This window comes from Actinocrispum sp. NPDC049592 (assembly GCF_040675465.1).
Classification (GTDB): domain Bacteria; phylum Actinomycetota; class Actinomycetes; order Mycobacteriales; family Pseudonocardiaceae; genus Kibdelosporangium.
Genome location: NZ_JBFAPA010000022.1, coordinates 1 through 21,828, shown reverse-complemented (window position 1 = coordinate 21,828; position 21,828 = coordinate 1). Strand labels below are relative to the sequence as shown.

Below are 21,828 nucleotides of genomic sequence, written 5' to 3'. Positions count from 1 at the left end.
ATCATCTCCCTTAGCAGGGCGCACACGGCTCCATGCCCTCGAATGGAGGACCGTGTACGTGGAGGTGAAGGCACGAACGCCCATCACTGTGGTCGCTGGGTCCACACCAGACAAGCGGCTTGGGCCATAAACGTATAAACATATGCCAATCAGAGTAGAATTGGACATTTCCGGCGTAAAAAACAACGGTGGGTGACCCGCATTTCCGGACAGTCAGCGATTACTGCAAATGGCCTAATACTGTCGTAGGTGCGCAGGTGAACGCGCGCAGCCAAATGATAGGACGTCTGTCGCTCGTTGTAACAAGAACGAAAAGAACTGCTCCGTTACGGTATCGAGAAAGCCGATCGGTCATTCGGTCTTGACAGTCAAGACATTTTCGTTATGACCGGACAACGAGTACCGGACAAGTGACGTGATCCACCACAAACCGGCTGTCCGGGCCGAAGCTGCGCGGGCCGGGACGGGCACTGTCCCTGGCCATGATCAGCAGGTCAGCGTTTTCCGTGACGGCCACGATCTCATGTTTGTCGTGCACTTCCCGGGTGGTCGCCGAGCGTTCCAGCCGGACCGCCGCGGCCCGGAACAACGCCTGGGTGCCGGTGTCGGCCAGGTCGTCGACCCGCAGCCCGGGATCGCTGGCGGCACGGCGGCCGAGCAGCCCCCGGAACGCGCCGTGCGTGACCGCGGACAGGTCGTCCCCGGCGAGGTGCACCAGGACGATCTCGGCGCTCTTGGGCACGTAAGCGCGGGCCGCTTCGACGCAGGCGGGCCAGGTCCCCTCGGCCACCCAGATGATCACGCGCATAGGTCAGCCACCTCCGGTCACGTGCAGTCCGGCCCACAGGGCCAGCACGGCGAGTACCAGGCAGACCGGCACGGTGAGCAGACCCAGCCGGGTGAACTCGCCGAGCGATGGCCGGTGCTGGTGGTCGTGGGCGATCCGCCGCCAGAGCAGCGTGGCCAGCGAGCCCACGTAGGTCAGGTTGGGGCCGATGTTCACGCCGATCAGCACGGCCAGCACCGGTCCGGGGCCGCCCGTCGCGGCCAGCGGCAGCAACACCAGCACCGCGGGCAGGTTGTTGACCAGGTTCGCCAGCACCGCCGCGACCGCCGCCACCCCCAGCAGCGCCAACAGGTTCCCGCCGTCCGGCACGACATTGCGCACCGCTTCGGACAACCCGTTGTCCACCACGGCCTGCACGACAATGCCGAGCGCGAGCACGAACGCCAGGAACGGGATGTTCAGCGCCTTGACGATGTCGGTCACCGTTGTTCTGCGTCCTGCCAGCGCCCTGATCGCGAGAACCAACGCTCCCCCGGCGGCCGCCCATGCCGGGTCGGCACCGGCCAGTGAGGTCACCGCGAAACCCGCCAAAGTGAGCGCGAGAACAACCAGAACCGTGGCCGGGACCGGGGTTTTCTCCTGGTCCGGCGGATTGGTCACGCGCGCGGACAGATCACCGGCGAAGAACCACCGGAAGATCACGTACTCGGCGGCGATGGCGAGCAGCCAAGGGGCCGCCATCACGGCGGCGAAGTGGGTGAAAGTGAGGCCCGCGGCGGCGAATGCGAGCAGGTTCGTCAGATTGGAGACCGGCAGCAGCAGCGACGCCGAGTTCGCCAGGTGCGTGCACGCGTACACATGTGGCTTGGGGCGCGCACCGAGTTTCGCCGTTGTCGCGTAGACAACTGGCGTCAGCAATACGACGGTGGCGTCCAGGCTCAGCACCGCCGTCGTTCCCGCCGCGATCATGAAGACCCGCCCGAGCAGCTTCACCGGTTTTCTCGTCCGGGCCATCACACCACCGGCGGCCGCGAACAACCCCTCCTCGTCACACAACTGGGCGAGCACCAGAACGGCCGCCAGGAACCCCACCACCGGCCCGAGCCGCGCGGCCTCGTCCCACGCCTGGTGCGCCGGGATGACCCCGGCGACGATCAGGATCCCGGCCGCGGGCACGGCGGCCACCGCCTCCGGCAACCCCCACGGCCGGGCCACCGCGAACACCAGCACCACAACCAGCAACAACACCGAAACCGCGATGGCCACCCGCCCACTGTCGCCGATCTTGCCGCGGCTGTCACGTTCCTGCCCGGTCCGGCGATAACCGGGCAATCGATCCACTGGGGAATTCAATGCGCGGATCACCGGCGCTCGCCGTCATCGCTGTCGTGGTGGCCGTACTGGCCCTCGTCAACTTCTTCACCCGGGGGGCCAGCGGGATCCCGGTGATCGTCAGCCACCCGCTGGGCATGCTCGCCATGGCCTACCTGCTGTTCGCGCGCGTCTTCCCGGCCTTCACCGGGGACGGCCGGCAGGACGCCGTGCCCGCCCCCGCGGGCCCGCTGCTGGCCGAGGGCAGCTTCTCCGGCCGGATCGGCGTGCTCGCGTTCCGGGGTCCGCTGCTGAAGATCTCCGTGTTCGACGACCGGATCGTGCTGCGGCCGTTGCTGATGGGCGAACGGACCATCCTGGCCGGGCACATCGCCGCGATCCGGCCGGACACCTGGTCCCTGGCTCACGGACTCGCCATCGAGCACACCGTCTCGGGCACCCGGTCCCCGGTCTTCGTGCGGTTCACCTACGGCCCGAGATCCTCGCCGAGGTCCTGCATGATGTTCGACGGATGACGAACGGTGGCATGCTGAAGGCATGGAGACCATCCCGTGGATCCTGAACGAGTGCGAGACCTGGGCGATCGTCGGCCTGGCCGACAACCCGCGGCGGCCGGCGTACGGCGTGGCGAGGTTCCTGCAGATGCATGGGAAACGGATCGTGCCCGTGCACCCGAGGGCCGAGACCGTCTGGGGTGAGCAGGGATACGCCACGCTCAAGGACATCCCGTTCCCGGTGGACTGCGTGGACGTGTTCCGGCGGTCGTCCGAGGCGGGCCGGTTCGCCGACGAGGCCATCGCGATCGGGGCCAAGGCCGTCTGGTTCCAGCTGCGGGTGATCGACCAGGAAGCGTACGAACGGGCCACGACCGCCGGGCTGCGGATGGTGATGGACCGCTGCCCGGCGATCGAGTGGGATCGCTACGGGCCGACGTAGTCCCGCAGGTGCCGGGCGGTCAGCGTCTGTCCCGTCGCCACAAGGTCTTGTGGCGTACCGGTGAACACGATCTCACCGCCGTCGTGCCCGGCGCCCGGCCCGAGGTCGATGATCCAGTCCGCGTGCGCCATCACGGCCTGGTGGTGCTCGATCACGATCACCGAGTTGCCCTGGTCGACGAGCTTGTCCAGCAAGCCCAGCAACTGGTCGACATCGGCCAGGTGCAGGCCGGTGGTCGGCTCGTCCAGAACGTACGTCGTGGCCTTCTCGGCCATGTAGATGGCCAGCTTCACGCGTTGCCGTTCGCCGCCGGACAACGTGGTCAGCGGCTGACCCAACGCCAGGTAGCCGAGGCCGACGTCGGTCAGCCGGTCCAGGATCGCCCGCGCCGGACCGGACGGGAAGAACTCGCGCGCCTCGGTCACCCGCATCGCCAGGACCTCGCTGATGTCCTTGCCGCGCAACTTGTACGTGAGCACCTTGGGCGTGAACCGCTTGCCCTCGCACTCCTCGCACACACTGGCCACCCCGGCCATCATCGCCAGATCGGTGTAGACCAGCCCGATGCCCTTGCAGTTCGGGCAGGCGCCTTCCGAGTTCGCGCTGAACAGGGCGGCTTTGACGCCGTTGGCCTTGGCGAACGCGGCCCGGATCGGGTCCAGCAGGCCGGTGTAGGTGGCCGGGTTGCTCCGCCGTGAACCCCGGATGGGCGACTGGTCGGCCACGCTGACATTGTCCCGTGTGGACAGATAACCGTGGATGAGCGAGCTTTTCCCTGAACCCGCAACGCCGGTGACGACCGTGAGCACACCCAGCGGGATGTCGGCGCTGACGTTCTTCAGGTTGTGCAGGGTGGCGCCAGTGATCTTGAGGCTGCCCGTGGGCTTGCGCACCTCGTTCTTCAACCGCGCCTTGTGGTCCAGGTACCGCCCGGTCAGCGTGCCCGAAGCCCTCAGCCCGGCGACGTCTCCCTCGAAACAGATCCGCCCGCCGTCGATCCCGGCGCCTGGCCCCAGATCCACCACATGGTCGGCGATCTGGATGGTCTCCGGCTTGTGCTCGACGACCAGGACCGTGTTCCCCTTGTCCCGCAACTGGCTCAGCAGCTCGTTCATCCGCTGGATGTCGTGCGGGTGCAGGCCCACGGTCGGCTCGTCGAACACGTACGTGATGTCGGTGAGCGGCGAACCCAGGTGCCGCACCATCTTCACCCGCTGCGCCTCGCCACCCGACAGCGTCGCCGACTCCCGGTCCAGGCTCAGGTAACCCAAACCGATCTCCACCAACGACTCCAGCGTCTCGCGCAGGGTCTTCAGCAGTGGCGCCACCGAAGGGTCGTCCATCTTGCGGATGATCTCGGCCAGGTCACTGATCTGCATGGCGGAGCACTCGGCGATGTTGCGTCCGTCTATCTTGGACGCCAACGCGGCCTGGTTCAGCCGCGCCCCTTCGCATTCCGGGCAGACCTGGAACGTCACCGCCCGGTCCACGAAGGCCCGGATGTGCGCCTGCATCGACTCGCGGTCCTTGGACAGCCACAACCGCCGCAGCTTCGGTACGAGGCCTTCGTAGGTGGTGTTGGTCTTGCCGATCTTGACCTTGGTCTGTTCCTTGTACAGCAGGTCGTTCCACTGCTGCTCGTTGTAGTCGCCCAGCTTCATGTCCGGGTCGACGAACCCGGAGTGGATGTAGCCCTGGACATACCAGGCGTCCACCGTGAACCCGGGCACGGTGATCGCGCCCTCGTTCAACGACTTCTCCCGATCGACCAGCTCGTCCACATTGAACGTGGCGATCCGGCCGAGACCCTCGCAGGTCAGGCACATCCCCTCGGGCAGGTTGAAGCTGAACGCGCCCGACGTGCCCGCGTGCGGCTGCCCGAGGCGGCTGAACACGATGCGCAGCATGGTGTACGCGTCGGTCGCGGTGCCCACGGTGGACCGTGAGTTGGCGCCCATCCGTTCCTGGTCGACGATGATCGCCGCGCCCAGGTTGTACAGCGCGTCCACGTCCGGCCGGGACAGGTTGGGCATCAACGACTGCAGGAACGCGCTGTAGGTCTCGTTGATCAGCCGCTGCGACTCGGCCGCGATGGTGCCGAAGACCAGCGAGGACTTGCCGGAGCCGGACACCCCGGTGAACACGGTCAGCCGGCGCTTGGGCAGGTCGACCGACACGTCGGCCAGGTTGTTCTCCCGCGCCCCCCGGACCTGAATGACGCCGTGCGTGTCCGCTGTATGAACCCCCATACCGCCTCTCCTGATACCTTTACGCAATAAAGAGTTGGCCGAACCACAGTACTTTATGCTGTAAGGAGTTGCAAGGTGGTCGTCTTCGCCGGTCAGGGCGACGCTCGGCGGTCGATGGCCCTGCTGTGGCAGCAGGAGCCCGAGAATAGCCTCCGACCAGGCCCGAAGCAGGGGCTGGACGTTGAGACGATCGTCCGCGCGGCCGTCGAGATCGCCGATACGGACGGCATCGGCGCGCTTTCCATGCGGGCCGTCGGCGAAAAACTCGGCCGGACCGCGATGGCTCTCTATACCTATGTTCCGTCGAAAAGCGAGCTGGTCGACCTGATGTACGACCGCACCCTCGCCGAGCAGCCCACCGAGTACGACCTCGGCCCGGGCTGGCGGGCCGCCTTGACGCTCCGAGCCAACGACACCTGGGACTTCTACCTGCGCCACCCGTGGGTCCTGCAGGTTTCCCAGGCACGCCCGGCACTCGGACCGAACGAGTGGGCCACACTGGAGACCACCCTGCGGATCATGGTGGCCACCGGCCTCCCGCCTCGGTCCGTGCGGCAGCTGACCGGAGCGCTGTACCAGTTCATCCGCGGCGTCGCGCAAACGCTTGCGGAGGCCACGTACGCCGTACGTGCGACCGGGATGTCCGACGAGGAGTGGCTGTCCGCGCGTTCCGGGATGCTCGCCGAGGTCGCACCCGACTTCGCCGAGCGATACCCGACGATGGCCGCGCTGTCCGCCGCCGACTCGTCCGGCCCAGCCGATGCAACCGTGCCCTACCTGCAGAAATCCACTACTGAAACGTTCCGGGCCGGGCTGGCGGTGTTCCTCGACGGCATCGAGCAGGCGATCGCACAACCCTCCTAACGACCCTAGTGGTGCTCGATTTTGTCCGTAGGATGCATGAACTGTGCAGCTTTGCGCAGCACACTGCAACCACCCTCAGCGCTGAGGAGACGGCATGCGTCGAGCAAGGGCGTTGGCAGTACTCACCGGTCTGGTGGCCGCGCTGGTCCCGGTCGCCCCGGCGGCCGCCGCCACCATCGGGAACATCACCGGGTTCACCGGGTCGGGGGCGAGCTACACGATCACCGCCGGAGCCGCGAAGGTCCGGGTGAGCTTCGCCAGGGCGGACATCTTCCGGCTCTGGCTCGCGCCGGACGGCACGTTCACCGACCCGGCCGCGGGCAAACTGACCGTGAAGACCGACTTCGGGCCGGTCACGACGTCCTCTTCGGACGCCGGCGGCTACTACAAGATCGCCACGAGCGCGTTGACCCTGCGCGCGTACAAGTCGCCGCTGCGGTTCGAGTTGTACAAGGCGGACAACGCGACTCTGGTCTGGCGCGAGTCCACCGGCCTGAGCTGGACGGGTTCGCAGGCCTCGCAGAAGCTCGCACGCGGCGCGGACGAGCAGTTCTACGGCACCGGCCTGCGACTGGGTGACTGGGCGTTGCGGGACAAGAGCGTGCCGATCGCGATCGACAACAAGTGGCGGGAGAACAACAACGCCAGCCCGGCGCCGTTCTACCTGTCCACGGCCGGTTACGGCGTCATGCGCAACACCTGGGCGAAGGGCCAGTACGACTTCCTGTCCACTGTGTCCACCCGGCACGACGAGAACCGGTTCGACGCCTACTACTTCGTCGGCAACTCGCTGAAGGACGTCATCGGCGACTACACCGACGTGACCGGAAAGCCTTTCCTGGCCCCGATCTGGGGTCTGGAACTGGGCAACGCGGACTGCTGGAACGCCTCGAACCCCGACTACACCGGCGATCACAACCGCTTGCGGCACCAGACCACGCCCGATGTCGTCGGCTACGGCTCCGATGCCCGTTCCGCGGACATGCCATCTGGTTGGTTCCTGCCGAACGACGGGTATGGCTGTGGCTACACGGATCTGCCGTCGACCGTGTCCAATCTGCGAGCCAAGGGCCTGCATACCGGGCTGTGGACGCAGAAGTCGTTGAGCAACATCGCTTGGGAGGTCGGTACCGCGGGCACCCGGGCGGTCAAGACGGACGTGGCCTGGGTCGGCGGCGGCTATCAGGGCGCGTTCGACGGCGTCCAGTCGGCGGTCAACGGCATCGAGAACAACTCCGACGCCCGGCGGTTCGTCTGGACGGTCGACGGATGGGCCGGCACCCAACGCAATGCCGTGGTCTGGACCGGCGACACCTACGGCACGTGGGACGACATGCGCTGGCACGTACCCGCGATCGCCGGTGCCGGGTTCTCCGGGCTCAACTACGCCGCCGGGGACGTGGACGGGATCTTCAGCGGCTCGCCCAAGACGTATGTGCGGGACCTGCAGTGGAAGGCGTTCACCCCGGCGTTCATGACCATGTCCGGCTGGGGCGCGACCAACCCGCAGGCCGGGTACAACGACAAACAGCCCTGGCGGTTCGCCGAGCCTTACCTGTCCATTAACCGGAAGTACCTCAAACTGAAGATGCAGCTGACACCGTACTTCTACACCCTGACAAGGAACGCGACCGACACCGGCGTGCCGACCGTTCGTGCCATGGCACTGGAGTTCGAGAATGACCCGACCGCGCGTGGCACAGCCACTTCCGGGCAGTTCATGGCGGGCGACTCGTTCCTGGTCGCCCCGGTGGTGTCGGACACCTCGACCCGTGACCGGATCTACCTGCCGGCCGGCGCCTGGACCGACTACTGGACCGGCAAGGTCTGGCAGGGCCCAGGCTGGTTGGACGGGTACAACGCGCCCCTGGACACGTTGCCGCTGTTCGTGCGAGGCGGAGCGATCATCCCGATGTGGCCGCAGATGAACTACGCGGGCGAGAAACCAGCGACACCCATCACTTACGACATCCACCCGCGTGGTTCCTCCTCGTATTCGTTGTATGAGGACGATGGCCTGACTCGTTCGTACCAAACGGGTGCTTCGGCTCGTCAGCAGGTCGACGTCACCGCTCCGGCAAGTGGCTCCGGTGATGTCCGAGTGTCGGTGGGTTCCTTGAACGGTTCCTACAACGGGAAGCTGTCCTCACGGGGCTATCAGGTAGATCTGCACACCGGCGCTCCGGCTTCGGTCACTGTGGACGGTTCCGCGCTGACGAAGTACACGACCCAGACCGCGTTTGATGCCGCCACTTCGGGCTGGTTCTTCGACGGTGTCCTGCACACCAAGGTCGCTTCCCGTGCTACTGGATTCTCTTTGGTGGCTTCGGGTGTTTCGCTGGCTCCAGGTACTCCGGTCACTGGGTCGCCGTCGATTCCTCAGACGGCATGGAAAGTGTCCGCCGTGGACAGTCAGGAGACGTCCGCGGAGAACGGCGCTGCCGTCAACGCGATCGACGGGAACCCTGCGACCTTGTGGCACAGCCAATGGTCCGGTACGGCCGCTCCGCTGCCACATGAGATCACCATCGACATGGGTGCTTCCTATGCGGTCAACGGGTTGAGCTATCTGCCTCGGCAGGATGGCGGGGCGAACGGGCGGATCGGGCGGTACGAGGTCTATGTGTCGGCCGATGGCGCTTCTTGGGGCGCAGCGGTCGCTTCTGGTGAATGGGCAGACACCGTTGCCGAGAAACGCTTGTCATTCCCCGCCAAGACCGGGCGATACCTGCGGCTGCGTGCTTTGTCCGAGGCGGGCGACTCCGGTCCCTGGACCTCGGCCGCCGAGATCGGTGCGACCCAGCTCTCCGGAGGTAGCTGACGATGAGGCGACGCGACCTGCTGGCGGCAGCAGGCTTGGCTTTGCTCCCGGTGAACCTGCGCGCGGCGTTCGCCATGGCCGCGCCCGCGGGTGGCCTGGAGGCCGTCGAGCACGTGGTGATCCTGATGCAGGAGAACCGTTCCTTCGACCACTACTACGGATCCCTGCGCGGCGTCCGGGGGTTCAACGACCCGGCCGCGATCAAGCTGGTCAACGGCCGATCGGTGTTCTACCAGCCGAACGGGACCGGGTACCTGTTGCCGTACCCGGTCAGTGACCAGTTCATGGAAGGCACCCCGCACGACTGGGGTTCTTCACACGCGGCGTGGGCGTCCGGCGCACAGAACGCCTGGGTGCCAAGCAAAGGCGTGCGCACGATGACCTACCTGCGCCGCGACGACCTGCCGTTCTACTACGCGCTGGCGGACGCGTTCACCCTGTGCGACGCGTACTTCTGCTCGGAGATGGGGCCGACGAACCCCAACCGGTTCTACATGTTCACCGGCAAGATCGGCTACGAACCCGGGAGCACCACGCGGCGCGCGATCGGCAACGACGGCTGGGACAACCCGAACCACACCGGCTACACGTGGACCACCTACGCACAACGCCTTGAGACCGCTGGAAAATCCTGGCGCGTCTACCAGGAATGGGACAACTACGGCGACAACTCGCTGGAGTACTTCGTCGCGTTCATGGACGTCGCCCGCAAGGCTTTGTCGCGCACCGGACACGTCAAGGTCCGCACGTTCTACGAGGCTCTCCTCGCGGGAACGTCCGCTCAGCAGAACGACTTGCTGGCCAAGCTGGCTTCCGGCGTGGCGACGTTGAACACCGCCGAACGCAGCCTCTACGACCGTGCCCTTCGCCGGGAACGGCCTGGCGGGCTGGCTTCCGCTTTCGCAGCCGATGTGCAGGCGAACCGTCTGCCTGCCGTGTCCTGGCTTGTGGCGCCGTACGACCAGTCCGAGCACCCCTCCGCCGGTCCGGGCAGCGGAGCCCAGCTGGTGAGCCGGGTTCTGGACGGCCTCGCCTCGAATCCCGCTGTCTGGAACAAAACCGTCGTCTTCCTGAACTATGACGAGAACGACGGCTTCTTCGACCACGTGGCCCCGCCCGCGCCGCCGGTGAACGCCGATCAGGGACAGTCCACTGTGGCCATCACCGATGAGATCTACCAAGGCGTCCCGATCGGCCTGGGCCACCGGGTGCCGATGATGGTCGTCTCTCCTTGGGCCCGCGGCGGCAACGTGTGCTCCCAGGTGTTCGACCACACCTCCGTGCTCCGCTTTCTCGAGACCTGGACCGGTGTCGCCGAGCCCAACATCTCGCCGTGGCGCCGGGCGGTGTGCGGCGACTTGACGTCTACATTGGACTTCACTGCCGCTGGTACCTACCCGGTTCTGCCAGCCCCGGTGCCCACCTCCGGCCCGCGGCCCACCTATCCGGCCCCGCCTGGCACCCAGACCTTCCCGGCACAGGAGAGGGGAACCAGGCCGTCCCGCCCGCTTCCGTACATCCTCGCGGCGTCGGGACGGGTTGCCGCGGACCGGTTCTGGATCGACTTCGCCAACACCGGCACCGCGGGCGCGCATTTCTACGTTCACGCAGGCCCTGCGGTCCGCACCGACGGGCCGTGGCGCTACACCGTGGAGGCGGGCAAGACCGTGGCCGACTACTGGGCCGCGGGTACTCCGACCGGCGCCTACGATCTGACCATCATCGGCCCCAACGGGTTCGTCCGGAAGTTCGCCGGAAACCGTGTCACGGCAACGACCCACGGCAACCCCAATCCCGAGGTCTCCCCTTCGCTACGCGCCCGCCGAGGACCGCGTGTACCTCAAGATGTCCAACAGCGGCAGTGTGGCCTGCACAATCACCGTGACCGTGAACAACCGGCAAAGCGGCCCGTGGCCCTACACCTTGAACCCCGGCCAGTCCACTGAGGACTGGTTCGGTACCGGCAGCACCCAGGGCTGGTACGACCTCACGGCTTCCGCCTCCGGGTTCAGCCGCGGTTTCGCCGGGCACATGGAGAACGGCACTCAGCAGACCAGCGACCCCGCGATGGGCAGGTAGCCACCCTCACAAGGGGGCACTGACCCGGCGAAGCCACCCCTGCCCATGGGCTTCGCCGGGTCAGTCCTTTTCCGCCGCGGCAACGTGTTCCCGGAGTTTGCCGAGGACGTCCAGCAGGCTTTTTCGTTCAGCCTTGCTGAGGATGGCGAAGGTGCGTTCGGCGTGGGCGTCGTGCAGCGCCTTGATCTCGCCGAGGTGCTCGTGCCCCTTCTCGGTGATCTCCAGGCGGATGGACCGGCGGTCGTCCTCGTCCGTGCGCCTGCGCAGCAGGCCTTCGTCCTCCAGACCGTCCACAAGGGACGTTATCGACCTTCCAGTGACCCCAAGCCGGTCCTTGAGCTCGCCCATCCGCACCGAGCCGGCCTCGTCGACCGCGAGCATCAGCAGTACGCGCGACGTCGACCACCCGCGTTGCAGGTAGGGCTGGCCCGCGTACCGCCGCAGCGCGTGCGTGGTGCGCATCAACGCCTCGGCCAGATCGGCCCCCGTCGGTATCTCGCTTGACACCACCCCAGGATACGGTCAAACCTGATAGTCACAATTGACACTATCCGGAATGTAACTATCCTGGGGGCACTGTTGTACCCACCCACCTCGTTGTGGCAGAACCGCACCTACAAACTGCAGCTATCGATCGCGGTCATCTCGGCGCTGGGCTCGTCGGCGGCGCCGGTCGCCATGGCGTTCGCGATCCTCGACACAGGCGGATCGGGCACCGCCGTCGGCCTGGTGACCGCCGCGGGCACAGTGCCCGCGGTGCTGTTCTTCGCCATCGGTGGCGTCGTCGCCGACCGCCTGCCACGCCAGCACGTCATCGTCGGCGCCAACCTCGTCAGCGCCCTCGCACAAGCATTGTTCGCGCTGGTCGTGTTCACGGATTCGGTGCGGCTGTGGGAACTCGTGGTCTTCGCCGCCGCCAACGGCCTCGCCATCGCATTCCGCATGCCCGCCACCGAAGGCCTGCTGATGCGCAGCGTGGACCACGCACACGCAAGCAAAGCGTTCGCGATCTTCCGCACGGGACTCAATGGCGCCCAGGTCGCCGGCGCTGCCCTCGGCGGAGTCCTGGTGTCCGCATTCGGTCCGGGCTGGGTACTCGCCCTCGACGCCGCGACTTTCCTGGCGGCCAGCGGTTTCGGCGTGCTGATGCCCGTCGAGGGGCACCTCCGCAACCGGGCGGGCATGCTCGCCGAACTGCGGGAGGGCTGGACCGAGTTCGTGGGGCGGCGGTGGCTGTGGACCGTTGTCGCACAGTTCGCCATCGTCAACGCCCTCGGCGTCGGCGCTTTCGGCGTCCTCGGCGCCGTCGCCGCCGACCGCAACCTCCACGGCGCCCGCGACTGGGGCCTCATCCTGTCGTTCGACGCCATCGGCATGATCCTCGGCGGCCTGCTCATGATCCGCTTGCGGCCCCGCCGGCTCCTGGTCTCCGGTGTCTCCGCCGCGGCGCTCCTCGCTCTCCCCCTCGCCGCCTTCGCCGCCAACACACCCCTCCCCGCGATCTGCGCCGCGGCCACCCTCGCCGGGGTCGGGGTAGAGATCTTCAGCGTCAACTGGATGACCACCCTCCGCCAGGAGATCCCCCACGACAAGTTCTCGCGGATCGCCGCCTACGAAGCCCTCGGCTCGTTCGGCCTCACCCCTCTGGGCGCCGCCAGCGCCGGCCCCGCCGCCGACCACCTCGGCCTCACCCCCACCCTCTGGCTCGCCGCCGCCACCATCCTCGCCACCACAACCCTCACCCTCACCACCCCCACCATCCACAAACTCCACCGCACCCCCACCCCCACAAAAGATCACGCCCCCAGATAACCCCCACGCCCAACAGGAGACCGCTACTAGATAGCCCCACGCCCGCCAGAAGACCGCGCCTAGATAACCCACACCCGGGCAGTCGGCGTGGACGGCAGGCATTCAAGTCGGCGCGGGGGCGGCAGGCGTTCGAGTCGGGCCGGGCCGGGATGTGCGTCGGCCTTCGGGCGAGAGCGGGGCAGCGCGTTCGGGCGAGGGTGGACGTCGCCGGACGGCTTGCGCTCGAGTCGGGGCGGGCGTTGGTGGACGGCGCGTTGGGGTCGGGGGCCGGGTGGCGCACGTTCGGGTCGCGGAGGGCGAAGTGTGCGTACGGGTCGGATGGATGGAGGGCGTTCGGGTCGGGTGGACGGGGGCGTTCGGGTCGGGTGGACGGGGGCGTTCGGGTCGGGTGGACGGGGGCGTTCGGGTCGGGTGGACGGGGGGCGTTCGGGTCGGGTGGACGGGTCGCGTGGCCGGACGCGTTCGGGTCAAGGGCCGGGTAGTGCCCTTCGCGATCCGGCGGGGTGTGGGCCGTTCGGGTCGGGTGGATGGGGGCACGTTCGGGTTCGGGGCGCGGGTCGAGGGTCGCTGGCGCGCTCGGGCCGGGACTGGCGGCGGGGCGCGGAGCGTGTTCGGGCCGGGTGGACGGGCCCGTTCGGGTCGGGGTGGGCGGCGGGGTGTGGGGTGGGGATGTGTGGCGGCGGCCCGGGTGGGAGCCGGGCCGCCGTGGGGTGTGGGTTGTTGGGGGTGTGGGTTCGGGTTCGGGGCCGCCGTTCCTTGCTCACCGAGTCGCGAACTCACCAGTATCGGATGGTGATGGGCGTCACATGTGGATAACTTCCGTCGGTGCGGTGGTCAGCCGACGATTCGCTTGGCGCCGAAGAAGTCCTTGCCGCCCTTCTCGATCGGCGCCGAGAGCACCGGGATCCCGTAGTCGGAGGCGTGCACGATCATGCCGTTGCCGATGTACATCGCCACGTGGTGGATCCGGGACGCGCTGCTGCCGAAGAACAACAGGTCGCCTGGCTCGAGGTCGGCCTTGGCCACGGGTTTGCCCACAGTGAACTGTTCGCGGCTGGTCCGCGGGATCTTCACGCCCGCCTGCCCGTACGCCCACATGGTCAGACCCGAGCAGTCGAAGATCGGGGGCTTGCTGCCACCCAGCCGGTAGGTGTCGCCCCGGCGGCTGAGGGCCATCTGGACCGCCTTGCCCGCCGCGCCGGTGCCCACGTTGAGGTAGACGCCGTTGTCCTTCTCACCTTCCAGCGCCTTCTTGTCCGCGGCGCTGAGGTTCTTGAACGACGACTCGAGCTGCTTGATCTGGTTGTCCAGCTCCTTGCGCTTCGCGGTGATGTCATCGGCGAGCTTCTGGGCCGCGTCGCGGGCTTCGGTCGCGCGCTTGGCCGCGTCGGACGCGCCGTGCTCGGCGTCGGACGCTTTCTTGACCGCGCCGCTCAACTGCTTGAGCGCGTTGTTGTTGTCGGTCGCCAAAACGTCCAATGCGGACGATCGCGCCAGGAAGTCCTCCGGGGACGTTCCGGTCAGCAAAGCGGAGAACTTGTCGAACCGGGCGCCGTGGAAGGCGGCCGTGGAAAGCAGGTCGACCTGGCCGCGGAACTGGTCCTCGACGCCCTGTGCGGCCACTTTCTCCTGGTTGGCCGCGGCCATGTCGGCGTTGGCCTTGTCGATGTCCGCCTGGCGCGCCGCCTTGTCCTCGTTGGCCTTGAGGAAGTCGTCGTTCAACTGCGCGGCCTGCGCGTTGAGCTCCTTGTACTTGGTCACCGCCTCGGACTCGGTGGTGGGCTGAGCCACCGCCGGAACCGGCACCGAAACACTCACCACAGCGAGCATGGCGGCAGCGATGACCGTACCGCGCTTGACTTTTTGCGACTTCACGCCGCTTACGTCTCCTTCGTCTGTCACACCGTCGATGACGGCTGCCGCCCCCGAGATCTCGGCAAGATTACGAGAGCACCCAACGAACGTCCAGCATGGAATACACGTGCACATTCACAGGGCGGTTCATTAAACCAAAGCACTTCTTCGGGCGTTGTCGGTGCCGAGGGTCACGTCGTTTTGACGATTCAATGACCGAGCGCCACTCCGAGGTAGCGGTGCGTATCTAGAGCTCGATCCAGAAACGGCGGGCCGGGCCGTACGGGGTTTCGCGGATCTCCTCGAACACTCCGCCGGCGTTCTCGATGGTGCGTGCGGAGGCGATGTTGTCCAGGGCGCAGACTGCGAGAACGCGGTTCATGCCGTGGGCGCGGGCTTCGTCGAGGATGTGGCGCAGGGCCCAGGAGGCGAGGCCGCGGCGGCGGGCTGAGGGGCGGATGCCGAAGCCGATGTGACCCGCCCAGGACGTGTAGTCCGTGTCGGTGTGGCGGAGGGCGATGGCGCCGAGCACGTTGCCGTCTTCGACGATCCATCTGCAGACGGTGTCGTCGGAACTGGTGAGGCGGGCGATCCAGGTGGCGAAGCCGGTGGGGGTGTCGACTTCGTCGGTGGCTGTCAGGCCGAAGCCGTCTTCGTGGAGACCTGGGCCCCACTCTTTGTGGGCTTCCAGCCAGGGGGTGTGGAGGTCGGTTGAGGGGCCTACGAGGTCTGGCACCAGGTGAGTTTATCGGCTTTGAGCTGGGCGGATGAGGTGTTTGCGGGGTGGAAGGGGGGATCCTTCGGATCCGTTGGGTTGGGTGCGTGTCCTCCCTGTTGCGCGAGCACGCGCAGGGATTTGGCGGTGGGCGGTGGGCGCGCGTGGGTGAGGTGGGGTGGGCGGAAGTTCCCAAAAAGTTTGGCGTGAGCTGCGTCATGGGGGTTCTTCACTGGCGTCTCGTTGGTGTCGTTCGCCGCGAGAAGCACACTTTGGAGTCCCCAGTGACTATTCGTGACCGTGTCCCGGCTCTTCCTCTTGTGCGGGTGCGTGTTCTCTCCTCGGCGGTCAAGGAGACGGGTAAGCCCCGTGTGCATGGGTATGTGTGGGCGCCGGACGTTGTGGCGTTGCGGGCGCGGCAGGATCTGTTGACGTGCTGGACGTATGAACAGGGGTGGTTGCTCAGCAAGGTGTTCACCGATGCTCAGCCGGGGTTCGGGCCGGGGGTGTCCGCGCTGCTGGAGACGATCCAGGGGGCGGATGTGCACGCGGTGGTGATGTTCTCGCAGGACAGCTACTCGCGGGCGATCGCGCGCCGGATCGAGCGGTCCGGGACGCCGTGCCTGGTGTTGCCCGGGGAGGTCAGCCGAACCGTTCTGTCTTGATCCGGTGGGTGTCGTGGCCGAGGGCGATCAGGATGTTCGCGGCGGTCTCGACGAAGCCGTTGGGGCCGCAGATGAAGCACTGCGGCGCGAAGTCGGGCGGCCAGCCGCCGGTGGTGATGTCGACGATGCCGATCCGCCGGCGCGGGCCGTCGGATGGGCGGGTGTAGACGTACGAGACGTCCAGGCCGCCGTCGGGGCGGGCCAGTTCGGTCGCGTAACAGCGGTCCTCGGGGGTGCGGACCGAGTAGATCAGCCGGAACGGGACCTTCGAGTGCTCCTGTCTGCGGGCGCGGATCATCGACATCAGCGGCACGATCCCGGAGCCGCCCGCGATCAGCAGCACCGGGGCGGTGTCCCGGGGGCGCCAGACGAACCAGCGGCCGACCGGCCCGCGGATCTCGATGGGGCTGCCGACGGTGAACTCGTCCACCAGGAACGGCGAGACCTCGCCATCGGTGACCCGCTGAACGGTGACCTCGACCCGGTCGCCGTCGGCGGGCGCGGACATCGAGTAGCTCCGCTGGGCGGTGTACCCGTCCTCAGCGGTCAGCCGCAGGTCGATGTGCTGACCGGCGAGATGCCCCGGCCAGCCCGGCACGTCGAGGACGAGTGTGCTGGCCGTCGCCGTTTCCCTGACGATGTCGACGAGCGTGGCGACGCGCCACCCTAGTCGCCTTGATACCGCTGTTCCCGCCACGGATCCCCATAGTCGTGATAGCCGTTGGACTCCCAGAACCCGGGCTCGTCGTCGAGCATCAGCCGGATCCCGTTGACCCACTTGGCGGACTTCCAGAAGTAGAGGTGCGGCACGAGCAGCCGCGCCGGGCCGCCGTGGTCCGGGGTGAGCGGCTCGCCGTCGTACTGGTGCACCAGCCAGGCCTGCCCGTCGAGCAGGTCCTCCAGCGGCAGGTTCGTCGTGTAGCCGCCGTAACTGGTCACCATGGCGAAGTCGGCCGCGGTGTCCACTTCGGACAGGAAGGCGTCCATCGGGACACCCTTCCAGTGCGTGTCCAGTTTGGACCACTGCGTGACACAGTGGATGTCCACCGTCGGCTTCTCCATCGGCAGCCGCATCAGGTCCGCCCACGACCAGCTGTGCTTCTCGCCGGTCTCGGTGGTGACCGTGAACTCCCAGCGCTCGGTGGACACGCGGGGTGTCGGACCGGCGGACAGGACGGGAAAATCGTGCGTCAGGTACTGGCCCGGCGGAACCCGGCTGGGATCCGGCCTCGCCCGGCCGCGAAAACCTGGAGTCACAATGCCCACCGCCGAACTATGCAACAAGGCGGGACCGCCCGCAACAGCCGTGTGCCCCGGCCACGCGGGCCGGGGCACTGGTCACAACTGTCAGCCGAAGAAGACCGACGCGAGGGTGTTGTCAAAACCGATCGACTTCAGGTCCGGCACGTCGCCGTTGATCACCATGGACTTGCCCTTGCAGTCCTTCTCGGTCCACAGCTTGAGCGAGCCCGTGGCCTTGACTGACGAGGTCACGTCCGGCCGCGACAGGTTCTGGCAGCCCTTGCCGGCCACGCCCTGTGACGCACCGTTGTCGCTGAAGTTCGCGTCGTCGAACAAGATCGCGCTGTTGGCCTTGGCACCACCGTCGCCGTTGCCGGCACCGCCACCGTTGTTGACGCCGGACTTCTGACCGTTGGGCTGCACGCCGAACCAGGTGCCGCCGACGCCCTGGCCGTTGGTGTCACCGGGCTTGGTGTCCTTGGCGAACTTGTAGACCGGCCAGCCGCCGATGGTCACCTGCAGCGAACCGTCGTCCCGCGTGACGAAGCCGATGTCGGAGCGCTTGACGCCGTCGAAGAACACCTTCCCGCCGTGGGCCACGGTCAGCGGCGGCCAGGTCTTGGCGCAGTCGCCGTTGCAGTTCGACTTGGACGGCTTGGCCGTGTCCTTGTCGAACCGGTACAGGGTGAAGCCCGCGCCGTTCAGCACGACCGGGTCCAGGTTGCCTGCCTTGCCCGCGATCACCGCGACCCACTTCTGCGCGGACTCCTTGGGTGCGTCCACCGACGCCCAGTCGCCGGTGTTCGGCGGCGCGTTGTTCGCCTTCGGCGTGCCGGACAACAGGTTCACCGGCTGGTCCGAAGTGGACGCGGACGAGGTCTCGGCGGTGGCCGCCTTGTTGTCAACGGCCTGCGCCGAACCCGGCAACTCGTTGCCACAAGCGCTCAGAACGCCGATTCCAGCCGTGATGAGGACGGCAAGGGACACAACATGCTTACGGAACATGGGGATTCTCTCCTGTGCTGACCGGGGCCGGTGCGGGGTGCTCCGCATGGCCGCTCGGTCAACACACGGAATCGGCGCGAACCCGGTTTAACCGGAAATCGTGATCTGACTCACAGAAGAAAGACCAGGCCAGAGCGCATTTGGCTCCGTAACGACGGCGTGGCGAGGTTATGCCGCGAAGGCATAACCGGGCCACATCCGGTGAGAATCCCAGCCGGAAAAGTGCTATGCGACGGGCAGCGCGACGGGTCCGCGGACCAACCGGTCCACCCGCCATTCGACCTTGGACGGGTCGGCGAGCCGCAAAGAAGGCATCCGCCGCCGCAGCGTGCTCAGCACGACCTGCAATTCGACGCGCGCGAGATGAGCGCCCAGACAATGGTGGGTGCCGTGCCCGAAAGCGACGTGCGGGTTGTCGGCGCGGTCGAGATCGAGTTCGGTCGCCGCCGCGAAAACGCCCGGATCCCGGTTCGCCGCGTGCAGTTGCACCAGAACGGCGTCCCCGGCTTTGATCGTCTGTCCACCCAGCACCACGTCCGTCGTGGCGATCCGCGCGAAGTCCGCGACGACACCCATCGGCGTGAACCGCAACAGCTCCTCGACCGCCCGTGGCACATCGGAAAGCGCGTCCCAGCGGCGCGGATCCTCCAGCAGCAGATAGAGGAAGTTGCCGATCTGGTTGGCGGTGGTCTCGTGCCCGGAGATGAGCAGCGTGACACCGAGCCGCACCAGCTCCTCCTCCGACAGCCGGTCCCCCTCGTCACGCGCCGCCACGAGGGCGCTGAGCAGATCGTCGGTGGGCTCGTCCCGGCGCTGCGCGATCAGCCCCGCCAAGTACGTGTTCAAAGTGGACCGTGCCTCGGCCATCTCCTCCAGGCCGCGCAACGCAAGCGTCGCCTCGGTCCACTCACGGAACCTGGTGTGGTCCGCGGCGGGAACGCCGAGCAGTTCGCAGATCACGGTTGTCGGCAACGGCCAGGCCAGGTCCGCCACCAGATCGGTGATCCCGCGGTCGATGAGATCCTCGACGATCTCGGCCATGCGTGGCCGCAGCCGTTCCACCCGGCGGACGGTGAACGCCTTGGCCACCAAGCGGCGCAACCGGGTGTGCCCGGGCGGGTCCATGCTCAGGATCTGGTCGGGCGAGTCGATCGGCGGGCGCGCCCGTGGGCTGTCCTTGCCCGCCGCGGCGGCGCGGGAGAACCGCGGGTCGGCGAGCACGGTCTTGGTGTCGTGGTAGCCGGTCACCAACCAGGCCTCGCCGCCGTAGGGCGCCAAGATCCTTGTGGGCTCACGGAGTTCGGCGTAACGCGGATGCGGGGTCAGGCCCTCTGCCGGGCCGAACGGGTACGGTTGCGCGGACATCCGTCCATCGTCCCGCACTGGTTACGATGACGGGTATGGCCGAACCGATCCTCATCTCGATCGCCGCGGCACTGGCCGCCAAGAGCGTGCAGTCCGTCTACGACTTCGTGAAGACCAAGTTCGCCAACCGCAAGGAAGCGAAGGCCGCACTGGAGGCCGCCGAGGGCAGGCCCGAGGACTCCATCGAGGTGAAGCGCCTGGCCACGCACCTGGAGCTGGCCGAGCTGGACGACCCCAAGTTCGCCGAGAACCTGCGTCAGCTCTGGACCTCGGCGAACCAGACCGGCGTCGGCGGCACGGTGATCAACAACAGCATGTCCGGCACCAGCCAGGGCCCGGTCATCCAGATCGGCCAGATGGGCGGCGGAATCACCCAGCCGGGGGCTTAGGAATCCTGACAGCGGCGAACTGGGTGGCCTGGGCGACCAGGCGGCCCTTGCCGTCCCAGGCGAGTGCGGTCTCGTCCATCCGGCCGCCGGTGATGTCGTTGGCGTGCATGAGGACCTTGACCGAGCCGGGCGCGGGCAGCCGCCGGATGTAGGCGGACATCTGCAGGGTCGGAACCCAGCCGGGGATGCCGAGGTCCATGGTGATCGGCGGCACCGGGTCCAGCGGGATGAGCAGGCTCAACGGGTCCCAGTCGCTGCCGTCGCCGAGCCGGTGCCAGGTGCCGATCCGGCCGGTCCGGGCGGGCTGACCGGTCGCGAACCCGACGGCGCTGGGCTGGATCCGCTGTTCGACCACGTCCAGCAGCGGGATCGCGAAGCCGCCCGGCGGGGTGGCCGGCATCAGGAAGCAGTCCTGCTCCGCGGGGATGTCGGCCGGTTCGAGGTTGGACCAGAACGGGTCGGCGTCCGCCAGGGTCCCCTGGACGACCAGGGCCTCCAGGCAGATCCGGCCGTCCTGCACCAGGCTGGCCCGCAGCTGAGTCTGCGAGCCGCCCGACCGCAGCACGGTGACCTGCACGGATGCTTCGCCCGGCTCGGGCGCGGCCGGGAAGGTGCCGCTGATCGCGGTCAGGTGCGGCTCCTTGGCCGCCTCGCCCGCCGCGCGGGCCACGACCGCGAGCAGGTACCCGCCGTGCAGCTTGGTGCCGATGGACCACTGCGGGTCCAGCACGACCTTGTACTCGCCCGGGCCGGTCTGTTCGACCGCCGTGGCCTCCTGGAAGGTCCCCATGCAGGAACAGTGACACCCGGAACTAGTCAGTGTCAAGTTGACTGTGAGGGACACTGTGGTGATGGACGGGCGCATCCGGCGCGACGTGCGGATCGATGGGGTTGTGCAGGGCGTGGGGTTGACGGTGACCGAGGGCGGGCTCAACGGGTTCACCGGGTTCGCGATCGTGCCGAGCGACGCCTCCGGGCAACGCCAGACCCTGGTCTCCGCGGACAGCGCGACCTGCGACGACTGCCTGCGGGAGCTCGGCGACCCCGAGGACCGGCGGTTCCAGTACCCGTTCATCAACTGCACCAACTTCGCGCCGCCGCCGAGGATCTCCGGGCGGGAGTCAGCCCGTCGGTCATCGCCGGGCGGTTCCACAATGGCGTCGCCGACGTCATCGTCCGCAACTGCATGGACTTCCGCGACGCCTACGCGATGTCCACAGTGGCATTGTCCGGTGGGGTGTTCCAGAACCTGTTGCTGACCGGCAGAACCGTGGAACTGCTGACGTCAGCGGGCTTCCGGGTGCTGACGCATCACCGGGTGCCCGCCAACGACGGTGGGATCAGTCTTGGCCAAGCGGCCATCGCAGCTGCACGCGACCGAGGTTCTTGCTGACCTCACGGACCATCGAGCCGACTACCTCGGCGCCGGTGCGCAGCAGCGCGGTCCACCCCCTGAACACGCATGTCCCACACTCACCGCCCCCGTGTCCCACATTCGTCGCCCCCGTGTCCCACGTTCGTCGGGGGTATGTCACACATCCAGCCCGACCCTGGGAATCCCAGGGTGGCCGAATGTGGAACTCGGAGGCGGTGAGTGTGGGACACGGGGTGCGTGAATGTGGGACACGCGGGTTAGACATCCCAGGGCCGTGGCTTGTCAAGCGGCGGTTTGGTGATCTTGGGTGCGGTGGGCCCAGGCGGTGTGTTCGTCAT

Annotated in this window: 21 protein-coding genes; 10 read left to right on the top strand and 11 right to left on the bottom strand. The window is 67.4% G+C overall.

Annotation, left to right across the window (positions count from 1 at the left end; translation table 11 throughout):
* Positions 1–382: 382 nt before the first annotated feature.
* On the bottom strand, positions 383–808 hold the full coding sequence (locus tag AB0J95_RS41670; RefSeq protein ID WP_364770759.1) for a universal stress protein: 426 nt from the start codon (positions 806–808) through the stop codon (positions 383–385).
* Between the two features lie 3 nt (positions 809–811).
* Complete coding sequence (locus AB0J95_RS41665; protein ID WP_364771115.1) at positions 812–2,053, bottom strand: SLC13 family permease; 1,242 nt, start codon at positions 2,051–2,053, stop codon at positions 812–814.
* 86 nt (positions 2,054–2,139) lie between these two features.
* Between AB0J95_RS41665 and AB0J95_RS41660 the strand changes: the two genes are divergently transcribed.
* Entirely contained in the window at positions 2,140–2,634 is a 495-nt protein-coding gene (locus tag AB0J95_RS41660; RefSeq protein ID WP_364770757.1) for a hypothetical protein, read from the top strand.
* Positions 2,635–2,656: 22 nt separating this feature from the next.
* A complete protein-coding gene (locus AB0J95_RS41655; protein WP_364770756.1) occupies positions 2,657–3,055 on the top strand; it encodes a CoA-binding protein in 399 nt (132 codons plus the stop codon).
* On the opposite strand, the gene AB0J95_RS41650 is transcribed toward AB0J95_RS41655, so the two are convergent.
* Positions 3,040–5,304 carry an excinuclease ABC subunit UvrA gene (locus AB0J95_RS41650; RefSeq protein ID WP_364770755.1) on the bottom strand — a complete coding sequence of 755 codons (2,265 nt, stop codon included), beginning with the start codon at positions 5,302–5,304 and terminating at the stop codon, positions 3,040–3,042. The genes AB0J95_RS41655 and AB0J95_RS41650 overlap by 16 nt on opposite strands.
* A 75-nt stretch (positions 5,305–5,379) precedes the next feature.
* Between AB0J95_RS41650 and AB0J95_RS41645 the strand changes: the two genes are divergently transcribed.
* From AB0J95_RS41645 to AB0J95_RS41630, 4 genes are all read left to right on the top strand, one after another.
* Positions 5,380–6,168 carry a TetR/AcrR family transcriptional regulator gene (locus AB0J95_RS41645; protein WP_364770754.1) on the top strand — a complete coding sequence of 263 codons (789 nt, stop codon included), beginning with the start codon at positions 5,380–5,382 and terminating at the stop codon, positions 6,166–6,168.
* Positions 6,169–6,262: 94 nt separating this feature from the next.
* Positions 6,263–8,989: a TIM-barrel domain-containing protein gene (locus tag AB0J95_RS41640; protein ID WP_364770752.1), complete on the top strand. Its 2,727-nt coding sequence runs from the start codon at positions 6,263–6,265 to the stop codon at positions 8,987–8,989.
* 2 nt (positions 8,990–8,991) lie between these two features.
* Entirely contained in the window at positions 8,992–10,935 is a 1,944-nt protein-coding gene (locus AB0J95_RS41635; protein WP_364770750.1) for a phosphocholine-specific phospholipase C, read from the top strand.
* A complete protein-coding gene (locus tag AB0J95_RS41630) occupies positions 10,835–11,068 on the top strand; it encodes a phospholipase domain-containing protein (RefSeq protein WP_364770748.1) in 234 nt (77 codons plus the stop codon). The genes AB0J95_RS41635 and AB0J95_RS41630 overlap by 101 nt, the downstream gene beginning before the upstream one ends.
* 60 nt (positions 11,069–11,128) lie before the next feature.
* On the opposite strand, the gene AB0J95_RS41625 is transcribed toward AB0J95_RS41630, so the two are convergent.
* The gene (locus AB0J95_RS41625) at positions 11,129–11,575 is read right to left on the bottom strand and encodes a MarR family transcriptional regulator (protein WP_364770746.1); all 447 of its coding nucleotides are present in this window, start codon (positions 11,573–11,575) and stop codon (positions 11,129–11,131) included.
* A 72-nt stretch (positions 11,576–11,647) separates the two neighbouring features.
* Here AB0J95_RS41625 and AB0J95_RS41620 point away from each other — a divergent pair, with 72 nt between their 5' ends.
* On the top strand, positions 11,648–12,880 hold the full coding sequence (locus AB0J95_RS41620) for an MFS transporter (RefSeq protein WP_364770744.1): 1,233 nt from the start codon (positions 11,648–11,650) through the stop codon (positions 12,878–12,880).
* An 834-nt stretch (positions 12,881–13,714) separates the two neighbouring features.
* On the opposite strand, the gene AB0J95_RS41615 is transcribed toward AB0J95_RS41620, so the two are convergent.
* Together AB0J95_RS41615 and AB0J95_RS41610 are read right to left on the bottom strand one after the other, a co-directional pair.
* Positions 13,715–14,755, bottom strand: coding sequence for an NlpC/P60 family protein (locus AB0J95_RS41615; protein WP_364770742.1), 1,041 nt, complete (start codon positions 14,753–14,755; stop codon positions 13,715–13,717).
* Between the two features lie 226 nt (positions 14,756–14,981).
* Positions 14,982–15,470 carry a GNAT family N-acetyltransferase gene (locus AB0J95_RS41610; protein ID WP_364770740.1) on the bottom strand — a complete coding sequence of 163 codons (489 nt, stop codon included), beginning with the start codon at positions 15,468–15,470 and terminating at the stop codon, positions 14,982–14,984.
* A 305-nt stretch (positions 15,471–15,775) separates the two neighbouring features.
* Between AB0J95_RS41610 and AB0J95_RS41605 the strand changes: the two genes are divergently transcribed.
* Positions 15,776–16,114 (top strand): hypothetical protein, encoded by a 339-nt coding sequence (locus AB0J95_RS41605; protein ID WP_364770739.1) that lies wholly within the window; start codon positions 15,776–15,778, stop codon positions 16,112–16,114.
* Here AB0J95_RS41605 and AB0J95_RS41600 read toward each other — a convergent pair.
* From AB0J95_RS41600 to AB0J95_RS41585, 4 genes are all read right to left on the bottom strand, one after another.
* Positions 16,092–16,811: a ferredoxin reductase gene (locus tag AB0J95_RS41600; protein ID WP_364770737.1), complete on the bottom strand. Its 720-nt coding sequence runs from the start codon at positions 16,809–16,811 to the stop codon at positions 16,092–16,094. The two genes, AB0J95_RS41605 and AB0J95_RS41600, sit on opposite strands and share 23 nt — an antisense overlap.
* Positions 16,781–17,380: a sulfite oxidase-like oxidoreductase gene (locus AB0J95_RS41595; protein WP_364770735.1), complete on the bottom strand. Its 600-nt coding sequence runs from the start codon at positions 17,378–17,380 to the stop codon at positions 16,781–16,783. The genes AB0J95_RS41600 and AB0J95_RS41595 overlap by 31 nt, the downstream gene beginning before the upstream one ends.
* A gap of 81 nt (positions 17,381–17,461) precedes the next feature.
* Positions 17,462–18,361, bottom strand: coding sequence for a hypothetical protein (locus AB0J95_RS41590; protein WP_364770733.1), 900 nt, complete (start codon positions 18,359–18,361; stop codon positions 17,462–17,464).
* A 225-nt stretch (positions 18,362–18,586) separates the two neighbouring features.
* A complete protein-coding gene (locus tag AB0J95_RS41585; protein WP_364770731.1) occupies positions 18,587–19,726 on the bottom strand; it encodes a cytochrome P450 in 1,140 nt (379 codons plus the stop codon).
* 35 nt (positions 19,727–19,761) lie between these two features.
* On the opposite strand from AB0J95_RS41585, the gene AB0J95_RS41580 reads away from it, so the two are divergent.
* Positions 19,762–20,115, top strand: a complete 354-nt coding sequence (locus AB0J95_RS41580; RefSeq protein ID WP_364770729.1) for a hypothetical protein — start codon at positions 19,762–19,764, stop codon at positions 20,113–20,115.
* Here AB0J95_RS41580 and AB0J95_RS41575 read toward each other — a convergent pair.
* Complete coding sequence (locus AB0J95_RS41575) at positions 20,096–20,905, bottom strand: thioesterase family protein (RefSeq protein ID WP_364770727.1); 810 nt, start codon at positions 20,903–20,905, stop codon at positions 20,096–20,098. The two genes, AB0J95_RS41580 and AB0J95_RS41575, sit on opposite strands and share 20 nt — an antisense overlap.
* Before the next feature lie 61 nt (positions 20,906–20,966).
* Here AB0J95_RS41575 and AB0J95_RS41570 point away from each other — a divergent pair, with 61 nt between their 5' ends.
* Positions 20,967–21,374 carry a hypothetical protein gene (locus AB0J95_RS41570; RefSeq protein ID WP_364770725.1) on the top strand — a complete coding sequence of 136 codons (408 nt, stop codon included), beginning with the start codon at positions 20,967–20,969 and terminating at the stop codon, positions 21,372–21,374.
* The last annotated feature ends 454 nt before the right edge of the window (positions 21,375–21,828 follow it).